The sequence below is a fragment of the Streptomyces sp. NPDC058231 genome, assembly GCF_042882275.1.
Taxonomy (GTDB): Bacteria; Actinomycetota; Actinomycetes; order Streptomycetales; family Streptomycetaceae; genus Streptomyces.
Map to the genome: position 1 here is coordinate 1 of NZ_JBHVWN010000038.1, position 13,371 is coordinate 13,371.

Genomic DNA, 13,371 nt, shown 5'->3' on the forward strand with positions numbered 1-13,371 from the left:
GGCCGGCCGCGGGTGTCCCGCAGCTCCTGACCTGCTCCGGGACACCGGCCCCGAGCGTCTGTCCGAGGGTGCCGAGCAGCCCGGACAGCCGGCGCCGGTCCGCCGGGCCCAGTCCGGCGAGCAGCTCCCGCTCCTGCGCGGACCGTACGGCGTGGACCCGGTCGGCCAGCTCGACGCCCTCGGGGGTGAGACACAGCCGGACGATCCGGCGGTCGTCGGCGTCGCGCTCCCGCCGGATCAGGCCCGCGGCCTCCAGCCGGTCCGCGTGCTGGGTCAGACCACCCGCGCGGACCGGGCCGGCCGCCGCCACCTCGCCCATCGTCCGCCGATAGGGCTCACCCGCGTCGCGGAGTGCGGCGAGGACGTCGTATGCGGGCAGGCTGATGCCGTACTCGCGGACGGTCCTGCTGACGAGTGCCTGATGGCGCACGGCGCAGTCGCTCAGCCTGGCGAACAGCGAAGCGGGGGAGTCGTCCGCGCCGGGCTTCGGGGGCGCCGGGTGCCGCGCTTCCCGGTGTACGGGCTCCGCCTCGGGTGCGGCGAGTCGCGGCACCCGCGCGCCGGCCTGGGCCGGGCCTTCCCCGTACGCACGGTCGGAGGCGTCCTGGCCCGCGGCCACCGGGCCCGGCGGCCGGGCAGGCGCGTCGCCGAGAGCGTCGCCGAAAGCGGTGGTGAGCACATCGGCGAGCGCGGGGGCGAGCTCGCCGGTCGGAACGGACGCCGCCGGTTCGTGTGCGAAGACATAGCGTTCCATGATCACGCCGAAGAGGACGCTGCGGATCACGGCGGCGCGCACATCCGCCTCCGCCGAGTCGCCGAGCAGGCGAGCAAGAGGCTCGCCGACCTGCTTCTCCAGGATCGTACGGAGCAGCTCGGCGCTCGGTGGATGACTGACGGCCGAGCGGATCAGCGCCGGCCAGGGATCATGGGCCGGCAACCGGTCCCACCGGTCCAGGTAGGCGCGGGCCAGGCCGGCGGGGAGATCGCCGGTGCTGTCGGCCGCGAGCACCTCGGCGGTGACCCCCGTCCCGCCGCCGACCGCCTCGCGGAACAGGCCGTCCTTGGTGCCGAAGTACGCCATCACCAGGCCCGGTGCCACTCCGGCCTCGGCCGCGATGGCGCGGACGCCGACCCCTTTGTAGCCGTGCGCGCCGAACAGCCGGCGGGCGGCGTCGAGGACCGCCCTGCGGTTGCCCTCAGGGTCATGGGAGCCGGGGCGGCGCGGCGCGGACACCGGTCGGCCGGATTCCTGTCCGGCCCCTGGCGTGGGCGTTCCGGCAGGTCCGCGGCGGGATGTGTTCTCTGCTTCCACGTCCTTACATTAAACGAGTGTTCATAAAAACAGTCGTTCAAAAATGGTCACATCACGTGAACGGGACCGCTTCGGAGAGTGAGCGGCAGCCCGCTGCCGCCGCGCCGTACCGCGATGATCTCGGCCATGATCGACACGGCGGTCTCCTCGGGACCCCGCCCGCCGAGATCGAGCCCGACCGGCGAGCGCAGCCGCGCCAGTTCCGCCTCGGTCGCCCCGGCCGCACGCAGTCGCGCGAGCCGGTCCTCGTGGGTGCGGCGACTGCCCATGGCCCCCACGTAACCGGCCCGGCTGCGCAGGGCGAGCCCGAGCACGGGTACGTCGAACCGGTTGTCATGCGTCAGCACGCATACCGCGGTAGCCGCGTCGACCCGCTCCTCGTGAGTACGGAACCAGCGGTCGGGCCGGTCGGTGACGACCTCGTCGGCGCCCGGGAAGCGCTCGGCCGCCGCGAAGGCGGGCCGGGCGTCACAGACCGTCACCCGGTGTCCGAGTGTGGCGCCGATGGCCGCCAGAGGGCGGGCGAACTCGGCCGCGCCGAAGACCAGCAGCAGTGGCCGGGGGGCGAAGGACTGCACCAGAAGCCGGCGCCCCGGCCCGCAGGCGACCTCGGCGGAACCGTCGTTTCCGCAGGTCACGAGCCCGCTCATGGCCCGTCCCAGCATGCCTTCGGCGGCCAGGGCCGCCGCTCGGTCCGTGCCCGGATCCCCGAGCGAGCCGGTCACCGCGCCGCCGCCCACGGCCAGCGCGTCTCCGCTGTCGACCCGCGTGACCAGGGCCGCCGGGACTCCGGCCGCGAGATCGGCGGCGAGCCGGCTGAGCGGTACCTCGGGGCCCACCTCACGGATCAGTACCTCGATCGTGCCGCCGCAGGTCAGGCCCACCGCGAAGGCGTCCTCGTCGCCGACCCCCCAGCGTTCCACGGTCGGTGCGGCGCCCGCGAGCACCTCCTCCGCGACCGCGCAGGCCGCGGCCTCGACGCAGCCGCCGGAGACGCTGCCGACGACACGGCCGTCCTCGGCCACCAGCATCGAGGCGCCGGGTTCGTGCGGCGCCGAGCCCCAGGTCCGCACCACGGTCGCCATGGCGAAGCGGGTTCCGGAGCGCTGCCAGGTGGCTGCCTGCTCGATGACGTGTCGCATATCGCTCTCCTCGGGCCATGAAATCTCGGGCAGCCTCTTGCCAAGGAGAAACTTTAGTGTAAATCATTTCAGGTGCTAGATAGATCTGCGCGTGACGATTGCCACGGCGCGACGACAACCCGAGAGGCCCGGTGGCAGCAGGTTGAAACCCACATCCTTCGACTACACCGTCCCCAGCACCGTCGGCGAGGCGGTCGCCCTGCTCGCCGATGAGGAGCGGGAGGCCAAGGTCGTTGCGGGGGGCCAGTCCCTGATCCCCATGCTGAACATGCGTCTCGCCAGGCCGGAGGTGCTCGTGGACATCTCCCGCATCCCCGAGCTCGGCCGGCTGCGGGTGGACGAGTCGGGCAGCCTCCGTGTCGGAGCGGCCGTCCGGCAGGCCCGCGCCGCGGCCGACACCGAGGTACGGGGCGGATGGCCGCTGCTGGCCGCGGCGATCGAGCACATCGGACATCCGCAGATCCGCAACCGCGGCACCGTCTGCGGCAGCCTCGCCCATCACGACCCGGCCGCCGAGCTGCCCACCGCGGCACTGGCGCTGGACGCCCGGTTCGTGATCACCGGGCCTCGCGGCACCCGCACGGTCGCCGCCGAGGACTTCTTCGTCGCCACCTTCGCCACCGCCGTCGAAGCGGACGAGCTCCTCACCGAGGTCGTGTTTCCGCCGCTTCCGGCGGACCATGGCTGGGCCTTCGAGGAACTGACCCGCAGGCACGGCGACTTCGCCACCGTCGGCGTGGCCGTCGTACTGGAACGGGACGCGGCGGCGGGCGCCGTCCGCTCCGCCCGGGTGGTCTTCAGCGGCGCGGGCCCGGTTCCCGTGCGGCTGCCCGGTGCGGAGGAGGCACTCGTCGGCAGCGACGCCGGCGAGGAGCCCCGCGCCGCCGCCGCCCGCGCCGCGCTGGCCGGCCTCACCCCATCGGACGACGTCCACGCCACCGCCGAATACCGGCGCGAGGGCGCCGCCCATCTCCTCGTCCGCGCCTGCACCACCGCTTGGGAGCGCTGCTGATGAACCCTTCCGTCCCCACCCCGCTCGCCGCCCGCACGCCGCCGCTCGCCGAGCCCTCCGCCTGGCACCGGATCAGCCTCACCGTCAACGGACAGCAGCTCACCGCCCAGGTCGAGTCCCGGCTGCTGCTCAGCGACTTCCTGCGCGACCGGCTCGGCCTCACCGGCACCCACGTCGGCTGCGAGCACGGAGTCTGCGGGGCCTGCACCGTTCTCGTCGACGACGAGCCGGTACGCGCCTGCCTGACCCTGGCGGTGCAGTGCCGAGGTGCCCGGATCCGCACCGTCGAGAGCCTCGCCCCCGGCGATGCTCCCCTCACCACCGTGCAGCGGGCCTTCCACGAATGCCATGGCATGCAGTGCGGCTTCTGCACGCCGGGGTTCGTGATGACGGCGACCGCCCTGACCGAGCAGTCCTGCCGCCCGGACGAGGAACAGGTAGCCGACGCGCTCAGCGGGCACCTGTGCCGGTGCACCGGCTACCGCAACATCCGCCGTGCCGTGTGCCAGGCACTCGACGAGCGCTTCGGGGAGTGACCCGTATGTCCCACGATTCCGAACGGTCCCGGCAGGGTGACGGCAACTGGATCGGCCGTTCCGTGCCACGTGTCGAGGACGACCGGCTGCTGCGCGGCAACGGGCGCTACGTCGACGACATCGACCTGCCCGGCTCGGTCGAGGCCGCCTTTCTGCGCAGCCCGCACGCCCATGCCCGGATCGAATCCGTCGACGTGTCCGCGGCCCTGGCCGCGCCGGGCGTCGTCGCCGTGTGGACCGGCGAGGACGTAGCGGACCTGCCCGCGATGCTCAACAAGGAGGAACTGCGCACGCCTCCGGGGCTCGCCGAGCTCCTGGACCCGGTGGTACGGATGACCCCCATGCCACTGCTCGCCTGCGACAAGGTCCTGTACGTCGGCCAGCCGGTCGCCGTGGTCTTCGCGGAGAACCGCTACCTGGCCGAGGACGCCCTGGAGCTCATCGGGGTGCGCTACGCCCCGCTGTCCGTACTCGTCGACCCCGAACTCGCCCTGAACGAGGCCGCACCCCTGCTCCACGAGGAGCTGCCGGACAACACCGCGGTCGCCGTCGCCACCCGCGTCGGCGACCCGGACGCGGCCTTCGCCGGCGCGCACGCCGTGGTGAGCGAGCGGTTCGAGGCGCACCGGTACGTCGCCTCACCGATCGAGACCCGTGCGATCGCGGCGCAGGTCGAGCCGTACAGCGGCCGGCTGACCGTCTGGTCGGGCACCCAGACCCCGCACCGGCTGAGGGACGCCATCGCCCACACCCTCGGTCGGGAGCCCGCGACGGTCCACGTCATCGCGGCCGATGTCGGCGGCGGCTTCGGGCAGAAGGGCATTCTCTACGTGGAGGAGCTCCTCGTCCCGCACGCCGCTCGCCGCCTCGGCCGCCCCGTGGTGTGGCGCGAGGACCGCAACGAGAATCTCACCGCCTCCTCGCACGCCCGGGAGCAGATCCACTGCATAGAGCTCGCCGCGGACGACGAAGGGCGGATCGTCGCCGTACGCGACCGGATCACCGTCAACTTCGGCGCCTACAACATGACCGGCCTCGTCGTGCCGTACAACTCGCTCTGCCACCTGCTCGGCCCCTACCGCGTTCCGAACGTGCACATCGACGTCCTCGGTGTACTCACCAACACCACCTTCGCCACGCCCTACCGCGGAGCCGGCCGCCCGGAGACGGTGTTCGCGATGGAGCGGGCGATGGACCGGCTGGCCGTGGAACTGGGCATCGAACCGGAGGAACTGAGGGCCCGCAATCTCGTCCGGCCCGACGAGATGCCCTACGCGACCGGACTGGTGGACCGCTCGGGCAGCCCGCAGTCCTACGACTCCGGGGACTTCCCCGAACTCCTGCGCCGCGCCGTCGCCAAGGCGGACGTCGAAGGGGTACGCGCCCGGCAGCGCGAGGGCGCCCGCGACGGCAGGCACGTCGGCATCGGGTTCGCCATGTACATCGAGGCGACCGGTCTCGGGCCGTTCGAGACCGCGCGGATCGACATCACACCCGGCGGCCGGGTGCGGCTGGCCATCGGCGCCCCCTCCCAGGGGCAGGGGCACCGCACGTCCATGGCACAGATCGCCGCCGACGCCATCGGGGTGCCGATGGATGTCATCGACGTGATCGGCGGCGACACCGAGGCCACCCCGTTCGGCGTGGGCACCATTGCGAGCCGCGCCCTGGTCAACGCGGGCAACGCCACCCACCGGGCCGGCCGTCTGGTCCGGGAGAAGATCGTCGACGCCGCGGCCCGCCGTCTCGGCGTCGCGGCGGACCGTCTCGTTCTCAGCGACGGTGTCGTGGCGGCCGAGGAACCGGGCGGCCCGTCCATCACGCTGGCCGAGCTGGCCGGACGGGCCCCGCTGCCCGGTGTCCCCGAGCCCACCGACGGCCGGCACGGCACCGAGATCAGCGAGACCGTGCACTTCCGCCCGCCGGGGTTCGCGGTCGCGAGCGGAGCGCATGCGGCCGTCGTCGAGGTCGACGAGCGGACCGGCGGGGTCGCGATCCTGCACTACGTCGTCGTCCACGACGCGGGCAACATCGTCAACCCGATGATCGCGGAAGGCCAGGTCACCGGCGGTATCGCGCAGGGGATCGGCGGAGCGCTCTACGAGGAGATGGTCTACGGCCCCGACGGTCAGCCCCGGACCGGCACCTACATGGACTATCTGGTGCCCACGTCCTCGGAGATACCCGACCTCGACATGGACGAACTCTTCACCCCCAGCCCCATGAACGACCTCGGCGTGAAGGGGCTCGGCGAAGGCGGCGCCATCGCCCCGCAGGCGGTACTGGCCGGCGCCGTGGAGGACGCGCTGCGCTCCTTCGGCGTGGTCGTACGCCGCGGACCCCTCTCGCCGAGCCGGGTACGCGAACTGATCCGTACGGCCTCCCGCACCTGATTCCGCCCCGCACCCCCTTTCCGGCCCCGGCCGCTCCGACGATTGGACCACCGTGCAGCTCGACCACTCCTTCACCGTTCCGGCGGATCCCGACGACGCCTGGAAGCTCTTCCTCGACCTCGGCCGGGTCGCGCCCTGCATGCCCGGCGCCGTGCTGGACACCCTGGACGGCGACACCTTCACCGGGCGCGTCAAGGTCAAGGTCGGTGCGGTGCAGATGAGTTACGGAGGGGAGGGCACCGTCACCCGCGACGAGTCCGCCCGTTCGATGTTCCTCGACCTCAGCGGAAGCGAGACCCGCGGCTCCGGCACCGCGTCCGCCACAGTCACCGCGACGCTGACCGCCGACCCGGCCGGCACCCGGGTGCGCGTCCGCACGGACCTGGACATCACCGGCCGTCCGGCGCAGTTCGGCCGCGGCATCATGACGGAGGTCGGCGACCGCATCGTCCAGCAGTTCGCCACCCGTCTCGAAGAATTGCTGCGGGACGCCGGTCGGACCGGGCCCGTGGCGGCCACGTCAGGTGCGACGGGAACCACCGACGGGCTGCTCCCGCCGGAGCCGGAAGCGGTGGACCTCGGAGCGGCGGCGCTGCCCGTGCTGCTCAGGAAGGCGGCCGGGCCGGCAGCGGCCGTGCTCGTCGTCGCCGTGATGGTTCAGCTGCTGAGGCGGCGTTCTCGCAGGTGATCCGGTGCGTGCCGCCCCCGCCCCCGATCCGGCTCATCGCCTCAGCGGTAAGATTCTCAGTACCGTGAGAGCTTGCGGGAGCCGGACGAGGGGATGGACCATGGCTGCATCGAGGCCGGGGGACCGGGACGCCGTCGCGAATGTGATCGCGGACTGGGCGCGCGAACGGCCGGAACTGGACACGAGCCCGCTGGAGGTCCTCGCCCGTCTCCACCGTTCCTTCCTGCGCTACAGCACCCGGCTCACCGCATCGATCGAGCGGCACGGTCTGTCCGTGGCGGGCTTCGACGTGCTGACCGCGCTGCGCCGGTCGGGCGAGCCGTACCGGCTGACCGCCGGACAACTGGCCGACTCCGGGCTGGTGTCGTCGGCGGGGGTGACCCTGCGGATCGACCGGCTGGAGAAGGACGGTCTGATCGTCCGTGAACGGGACGCCGAGGACCGCAGGGTCGTCTACTCGCGCCTCACCGACAAGGGTCTCGCCACGGTCGACACCGTGTTCGAGGAGCATCTCGACAACGAACGGCGGATGCTCGGCGGGATGTCGCCGTCCCAGTGCCGCCAACTGGCCCGGCTGCTGCGCAAGCTGGAGGACTCGATCCTCGATTCCGACGAGGAGCCGTCCGGCGCCACCGGGTGAAGGTCCCGGCGCTTCGGGCGGGGCGGCCCGGACCGCTGCCTCCCGCCGCGGCCGGGCGGCTGCGCATAGGGAGCCGTCAGGAGATCTCGTCCTGCGCACCGGCCGGCAGACACACCCTGAAGCGGGTCTCACCCGGCTGCGAGGACACCCGGATGTCTCCGTGATGCTTGTTGACGACGATGCGGTACGAGATGTCCAGTCCCAGGCCGGTGCCCTCGCCCACCGGCTTCGTGGTGAAGAACGGTTCGAAGATCCGGGGCCTGATGTCGGCCGGAATCCCGGTGCCGGTGTCGGTGAACTCGACGACCAGGAGCGCGTCCTCCCGCCACGTCCGGATCGTCAGGGTGCCCCCGGCGGGCATCGCGTCGACGGCGTTCACGATCAAGTTGGTCCACACCTGGTTGAGTTCGGCTCCGAACGCCGGGATCGGCGGCAGCTCACGGTCGTACTCCTTGACCACCGCGACACCGGACGGGATCTTCGCCTGCAGCATCGTCAGTGTGGCGTCGATGAGCGTGTGCACGTCCACCGTCTGCTGCGGCGCCCGGTCCAGTTGCGCGTACTGCTGGGCGGCGCCCACCAGGCGGGAGATCCGGGTCACGGCATCGTCGATCTCGCCCATGAGGAGTTCCGCGTCGACGGTGTAGACCAGCCAGCGCACGGTGGGGCCCAGATTGTCCTCGCCGACGGTGCCGGCGGCCGTGGTCAGCCACGGCACTCCGATGCCCGCCGCGGCCAGAGTCGGCGCCAGATCCCAGCCCTCCGCCACCCCGTGCTCGTCGAGCCAGTCGCCGACGGCATCCTCGGCGTCCGCAGCGGCCAGCGCGGGGAGGGCGGAGGCCGTGGCGGCCCGCTGAACGGCATCGTCCTGCAGCTCCACGAGCCGGTGCAGTTCGGTACCGTCGAGCCGGCCGTCAGCGATCATGGCGAGCTTGTGACGCATGCCCGCCACCCGCTCCCGCAGAGCAGCGGTGGCGCGCACAGCGGCCGCCGCAGGATTGTTCAGTTCGTGGGTGAGGCCCGCCGACAACGACGCCAGGGCCATCAGCCGTTCGCGCTCACTGATGATGGCATTGGCCGCACGCGTTCCGAAGAACAGACCCTCCAGCAGGTGCAGCGCCATGGGGAACCACGTCTGCACCGCGTGGGCGAACTCATTGGCAGGCAGCACGAAGAACTCGGCATCGGTGACGGCCCGCAGAGTGTGGGGATACCGCTGCTCGACCCGGTCGCCGAGGTACGCGCGAGTCGCTCCGCTGTACACCCCGCGCTGATCGGTGCGGTTGACCTCCACATCGTCGCCGTGCAGCACACGGCTGAGCGCGATCGCTCCGCTCAGCAGCACGAAGAAGCAGGTGGCCGGCTCGCCCTCGCCGTACACCACGCCTCCGGCGGGACGTCGCTCCGTACGTCCGCGTTCGGCCAGCCAGTCGAGTTGCCCGTCGCTGAGCTCCTCGAACAGGAACAGGGTCCGCAACTGCTCCGGCGACAGATGTGCTGACGTGCTCACTGGGCCTCCAGATAGCGGTGCACCAAGGAGACGGCCATGGCTCCCTCGCCGACGGCCGACGCGACACGTTTTACCGAGGTCGAACGCACGTCGCCGGCAGCGAAGACGCCGGGCACGCTCGACTCCAGATGGTAGGGATCCCTGGGCAGTCGCCAGCCTGCCGGACGCTTTCCCTTGGCCACCAGGTCCGGCCCGGTCACGACGAAGCCGCGCTCGTCGCGGGTGACCACTCCTTCGAGCCACTGGGTACGCGGCTCCGCCCCGATGAAGACGAAGAGCCACGACGCGGCGACGGTACGGAGGGCACCCGACCGGTTCTGACGGATGGTCAGCTGTTCCAGATGGCCGTCGCCCTCACCCGCTATCACTTCGGTCCAGGGGTGGATCTCGATGTTGTCTATGTCCGTGATCTGGTCGATCAGATAGCTGGACATCGAACGGGTCAGATCGCCCTGCCGGATGAGGACGTGCACCCTTCGCGCGTAGCGCGAGAAATACACCGCCGCCTGTCCCGCGGAGTTGGCGCCCCCGACGATGTACACCTCCTCGCCGGAGCAGCTGGGTGCCTCGGTGACGGCGGATCCGTAGAAGACGCCCGCGCCGGTGAACTCCTCCAGCCCGGTGGCGGCCAGCAGCCGGTAGGACACCCCGGTCGCCAGGACCACGGTGTGCGCGGCGATGGAGCCCTCCGGCCCCAGGTGCAGCACCCGCCCCGTTCCTGCCGCCTCCAGTGCGACAGCCCGCTGCGCGCTGAGGATCTCCGCCCCGAACTTCAGTGCCTGGCGGCGGGCCCGGTCGGTCAGCTGGGAGCCGGAGACGCCGTCCGGAAAACCGAGGTAGTTCTCGATGCGGCTGCTCTGTCCGGCCTGTCCGCCGGTCGCCTGCTGCTCCACCAGGACCGTGCGCAGCCCCTCCGACGCGCCGTAGACGGCGGCTCCCAGGCCGGCCGGCCCGCCGCCGACCACCACCAGGTCGTAGAAGTCCGAGGCCGGCACCGTACTGAGTCCCACCTGCGCGGCGAGCTCACGCTCGGTGGGGCGGACGAGCGGCTTTCCGTCCGTCGTGACGACCAGGGGTACATCGGCCGCGGTCAGCCCCGCGGCAGTCAGCAGACGCTCGCCCTCCGGCTCGTCGGCCAGCAGCCACCGGTAGGGCACGAGGTTGCGGGTGAGGAAGTCACGGACCGCGAAGGACGGCGCGGACCAGCGGTGCCCGACCACGCGGGCCTCCGTCTCGCCCGGGTCCGGGGTGGCGTGCCATACGTCCAGCAGCGTGTCGATCACCGGGTAGAGGTGCTCCTCCGGCGGGCTCCAGGGCTTGAGGAGGTAGTGGTCGAGATCCACCACGTTGATCGCGTCGATCGCCGCTTCCGTGTCCGAGTACGCGGTCAGCAGCACCCGGCGGGCGAGCGGGAAGAGGTCCATGGCGGCCTCGAGGAACTCGATGCCGTTCATGTGGGGCATGCGGTAGTCGGCGAGCATGAGGGCGAGCTGATCGCCGCGCAGTTTGATCTCGCGCAGCGCTTCGAGGGCATCACTGCCCGAGAGCGACCGCACGATGCGGTAGCGGTTGCCGTACTGCCGCCGGATGTCACGCGCGACCGCCCGCGAGACCGCGGGGTCGTCGTCGACGGTCAGGATCGTCGGGTTCGCCATGGCTCCCATCATTCCCGCAAGGGCCGGGAAATGGCGGATGAAGATCCGAACGAATCTTCGATATCGCCGGACGTCGTCCTGTGGGCTGCTCCCTGTCGCCGGTCCGGCGCCGGGGTGAGGGTGGTGCGGGTCCAGGGCCGGCCCACCCGTTCGGAGTGCAACCCCAAGGTTGCGCGTGCCCTCGCAACGTGCAACCCTGGGGTTGCATCCAATGACGGCAGTGAAGGAGTTCCCCTCATGAACGCGCAACGGATCGAACGCGAAACCCTGATCGCGGCACCCCTGGAGCGGGTCTGGCCACTGGTGGCCGAGCCCGGATTCTGGGTGGCCGACGAGACGAGCCTGACCGGCACCGTGGCCAGGGAGGGCGACTCGACGGTGGTGAAGAACCCCGAGTACGGCGAGTTCCCGGTACGTGTGGAGAAGGTCGAGCCGCCGCATTACGTGTCGTACCGCTGGGCCAGCGCATTCCCCGGGGAGGAGCTGCGCGAGGACAACAGCACCCTGGTCGAGTTCACCCTGACCCGGGAAGGCGACAAGACGCTGCTCCGTGTCGTCGAGAGCGGGTTCGAGTCGCTGGCCGGGTCCGAGGAGCTGCGCAGCCGGGCACTGAAGGACAACACGGGCGGCTGGCCCCAGGTGCTGGACGCGTTCAGGACGCGCGCCGAACGGCCATCCGTGTGACGGACGGACGCCGCGACGCCGAAGGGCCGGTCGACAGCGTCCTCGCCGCGCTGGCCGACCCGACGAGGCGCCGACTTCTCGATCTGCTCGCCGCGCAGGGCGAGGTCACCGCGACGACGCTTGCCGGGCAGCTCCCCGTCTCGCGGCAGGCGGTGGTCAAGCACCTCGCCGTCCTGGACGCCGCCGGGCTGGTGTCCGGCAGCAGGGTCGGGCGCGAGGTGCGGTACGCGGTGCGGCCCGCGGCGCTGGACGCGACCGCGCGGTGGATGGCCGCGCTCGCGGCCGACTGGGACCGGCGGCTGGCGAACATCAAACGAGTCGCCGAGGCGGCGGAGCGGGATCCGCGGTAGCGAACCGGTCAGGCTGCCATCGCGGTCCGGGCCGCCACGGCGTGCGCGGGAGGACCTGGCCCGCGGTGCGGCACCGTCCGTACGCGGCCCGGAGGCTCGACAAGTACGGGCCTGCACGGCCCGGTTCGGTCTGTTGCCGCACAAGCCGCGTTCCTGCTGCGGCGCGGCAGGTGCAAGTGACGTGTCACCGCCCGCGATCGCGGGCGGAGCGCCGAGGTGATCACCGCAGGCCGACCGCTGGAACAACGCGGTCGGCGCGACCGTAGAGGCGGCCGATCGGTTCGGCGCTCAGCCCGTGCAGCACGATGCTGAGCATGACCGTCATGGTCATCACCTGGGAGATGAAGTCACCGTTCCGAGTCGGAAGATCGATGACGGCAAGGGATCCGAAGACGATGGATGTCACACCCCGCGGGCCCATCCATCCCAGAAACAGTTTGTCCATCAGATTCATCCCTGTGCCCGAGAGCGCCAGCAGGACAGGAATCATGCGGACGAGAGTGACGGCGACCAGAGCGTAGAGGATCACCGTGAAATTGAACCCGTCCCAGAATTCGTCGTTGACGATCTGTCCGAAGAGGAACCAGAGCGCAATGGTCATCAGCGTGACCAGATCGTCGGTCATTTCCACCGCGCTCGCGGGAAGCCGCCGTGCCGTGGGGGCGAAGCAGACACCCGCGACGAAGGAGGCGACGAACCCGTTGCCGCCGAGCGCGCCGGACAGGGCGTAGGCGGCCACCGGTACGGTGAGCACGCCGAGCCTCATCGCGGACTTCTGGGTCCACCCGCGTGACCAGGAGAGGCGCAGCAGCCATCCTCCCGCGTACCCGATGACCAGCCCCGTGGCGATCGCCCACGCGGCGCCGGCGACCGCTTCGAGCAGCGCCTCCGCGAAGTGGGCGCCCGCACCGTGTGATTCGACACTGGCGGCGGTGCACAGCACGAAGACGGGCGAGACGATTCCGTCGTTGAGTCCCCCTTCGACGTTGAGCACCTCGCGGAGCCGCGCGGGAATTCTGCTGTCCCTGATGACGGCCGAGGTGGGAGCCAGGTCCAGGGGGACGACGACGGTCGCCAGGACCGCCAGGATCCAACCCGGCTGGTCGGGGAAGAAGGCGAGAGCGGTCAGGAAGGCGGCGCACAGAGTGAGTGGCAGTGCCCCTCCGATCAGACGCACCACAAGGCCCTTGTCCCTCCCGAGGATTCCGCCCGGGACCTCGATGGCATCGACGAAGAGGAGGAGAGCCAGAATCACTTCCACCGTGTGCTCGAAGGTGGCCGTATCGAGGTCGAAACGCAGTGGGGGATTCGAACCGCCGGTCAGTGCGATACCCGCTGCCATCATGGCAATGGGTGCGGTAATGCTCCAGCGAGCCAGCCGGTGCGCGAGAAGCGTCCAGACGAACAGAATTCCCGCGATGACCGCGACGGCGAGCATGGCCCCCTGCT

At 71.2% G+C, this 13,371-nt stretch carries 12 protein-coding genes; 7 read left to right on the forward strand and 5 right to left on the reverse strand.

Annotated features, from left to right (window positions below; translation table 11 throughout):
• Positions 1 to 1,234 (reverse strand): TetR family transcriptional regulator (locus tag ACFVXE_RS23550; RefSeq protein WP_389673792.1); only part of this gene is annotated, 1,234 nt, incomplete at its 3' end.
• A gap of 125 nt (positions 1,235 to 1,359) precedes the next feature.
• Positions 1,360 to 2,454 carry an XdhC family protein gene (locus tag ACFVXE_RS23555; protein WP_389673794.1) on the reverse strand — a complete coding sequence of 365 codons (1,095 nt, stop codon included), beginning with the start codon at positions 2,452 to 2,454 and terminating at the stop codon, positions 1,360 to 1,362.
• A 142-nt stretch (positions 2,455 to 2,596) separates the two neighbouring features.
• On the opposite strand from ACFVXE_RS23555, the gene ACFVXE_RS23560 reads away from it, so the two are divergent.
• The 5 genes from ACFVXE_RS23560 to ACFVXE_RS23580 all read left to right on the forward strand — a co-directional run bounded on the left by ACFVXE_RS23560 (position 2,597) and on the right by ACFVXE_RS23580 (position 7,723).
• Positions 2,597 to 3,466 carry an FAD binding domain-containing protein gene (locus ACFVXE_RS23560; RefSeq protein ID WP_389673796.1) on the forward strand — a complete coding sequence of 290 codons (870 nt, stop codon included), beginning with the start codon at positions 2,597 to 2,599 and terminating at the stop codon, positions 3,464 to 3,466.
• On the forward strand, positions 3,466 to 4,002 hold the full coding sequence (locus tag ACFVXE_RS23565; protein ID WP_389673798.1) for a (2Fe-2S)-binding protein: 537 nt from the start codon (positions 3,466 to 3,468) through the stop codon (positions 4,000 to 4,002). The genes ACFVXE_RS23560 and ACFVXE_RS23565 overlap by 1 nt, the downstream gene beginning before the upstream one ends.
• 5 nt (positions 4,003 to 4,007) lie before the next feature.
• The gene (locus tag ACFVXE_RS23570; RefSeq protein ID WP_389673800.1) at positions 4,008 to 6,395 is read left to right on the forward strand and encodes a xanthine dehydrogenase family protein molybdopterin-binding subunit; all 2,388 of its coding nucleotides are present in this window, start codon (positions 4,008 to 4,010) and stop codon (positions 6,393 to 6,395) included.
• A gap of 52 nt (positions 6,396 to 6,447) precedes the next feature.
• Positions 6,448 to 7,083: an SRPBCC family protein gene (locus tag ACFVXE_RS23575; RefSeq protein ID WP_389673801.1), complete on the forward strand. Its 636-nt coding sequence runs from the start codon at positions 6,448 to 6,450 to the stop codon at positions 7,081 to 7,083.
• 100 nt (positions 7,084 to 7,183) lie between these two features.
• On the forward strand, positions 7,184 to 7,723 hold the full coding sequence (locus tag ACFVXE_RS23580; protein WP_389673803.1) for a MarR family winged helix-turn-helix transcriptional regulator: 540 nt from the start codon (positions 7,184 to 7,186) through the stop codon (positions 7,721 to 7,723).
• A gap of 76 nt (positions 7,724 to 7,799) precedes the next feature.
• Here ACFVXE_RS23580 and ACFVXE_RS23585 read toward each other — a convergent pair whose 3' ends face one another.
• Positions 7,800 to 9,233, reverse strand: coding sequence for an ATP-binding protein (locus tag ACFVXE_RS23585; protein ID WP_389673805.1), 1,434 nt, complete (start codon positions 9,231 to 9,233; stop codon positions 7,800 to 7,802).
• A complete protein-coding gene (locus tag ACFVXE_RS23590) occupies positions 9,230 to 10,888 on the reverse strand; it encodes an FAD-dependent oxidoreductase (RefSeq protein ID WP_389673807.1) in 1,659 nt (552 codons plus the stop codon). The genes ACFVXE_RS23585 and ACFVXE_RS23590 overlap by 4 nt, the downstream gene beginning before the upstream one ends.
• A 237-nt stretch (positions 10,889 to 11,125) precedes the next feature.
• On the opposite strand from ACFVXE_RS23590, the gene ACFVXE_RS23595 reads away from it, so the two are divergent.
• Together ACFVXE_RS23595 and ACFVXE_RS23600 are read left to right on the forward strand one after the other, a co-directional pair.
• Positions 11,126 to 11,572, forward strand: a complete 447-nt coding sequence (locus ACFVXE_RS23595) for an SRPBCC domain-containing protein (RefSeq protein WP_389673809.1) — start codon at positions 11,126 to 11,128, stop codon at positions 11,570 to 11,572.
• Positions 11,569 to 11,922, forward strand: coding sequence for an ArsR/SmtB family transcription factor (locus tag ACFVXE_RS23600; protein ID WP_389673811.1), 354 nt, complete (start codon positions 11,569 to 11,571; stop codon positions 11,920 to 11,922). Before ACFVXE_RS23595 ends, ACFVXE_RS23600 begins: the two co-directional genes overlap by 4 nt.
• Before the next feature lie 220 nt (positions 11,923 to 12,142).
• On the opposite strand, the gene ACFVXE_RS23605 is transcribed toward ACFVXE_RS23600, so the two are convergent.
• The gene (locus tag ACFVXE_RS23605) at positions 12,143 to 13,360 is read right to left on the reverse strand and encodes a cation:proton antiporter (RefSeq protein WP_389673813.1); all 1,218 of its coding nucleotides are present in this window, start codon (positions 13,358 to 13,360) and stop codon (positions 12,143 to 12,145) included.
• Positions 13,361 to 13,371: the final 11 nt, after the last annotated feature.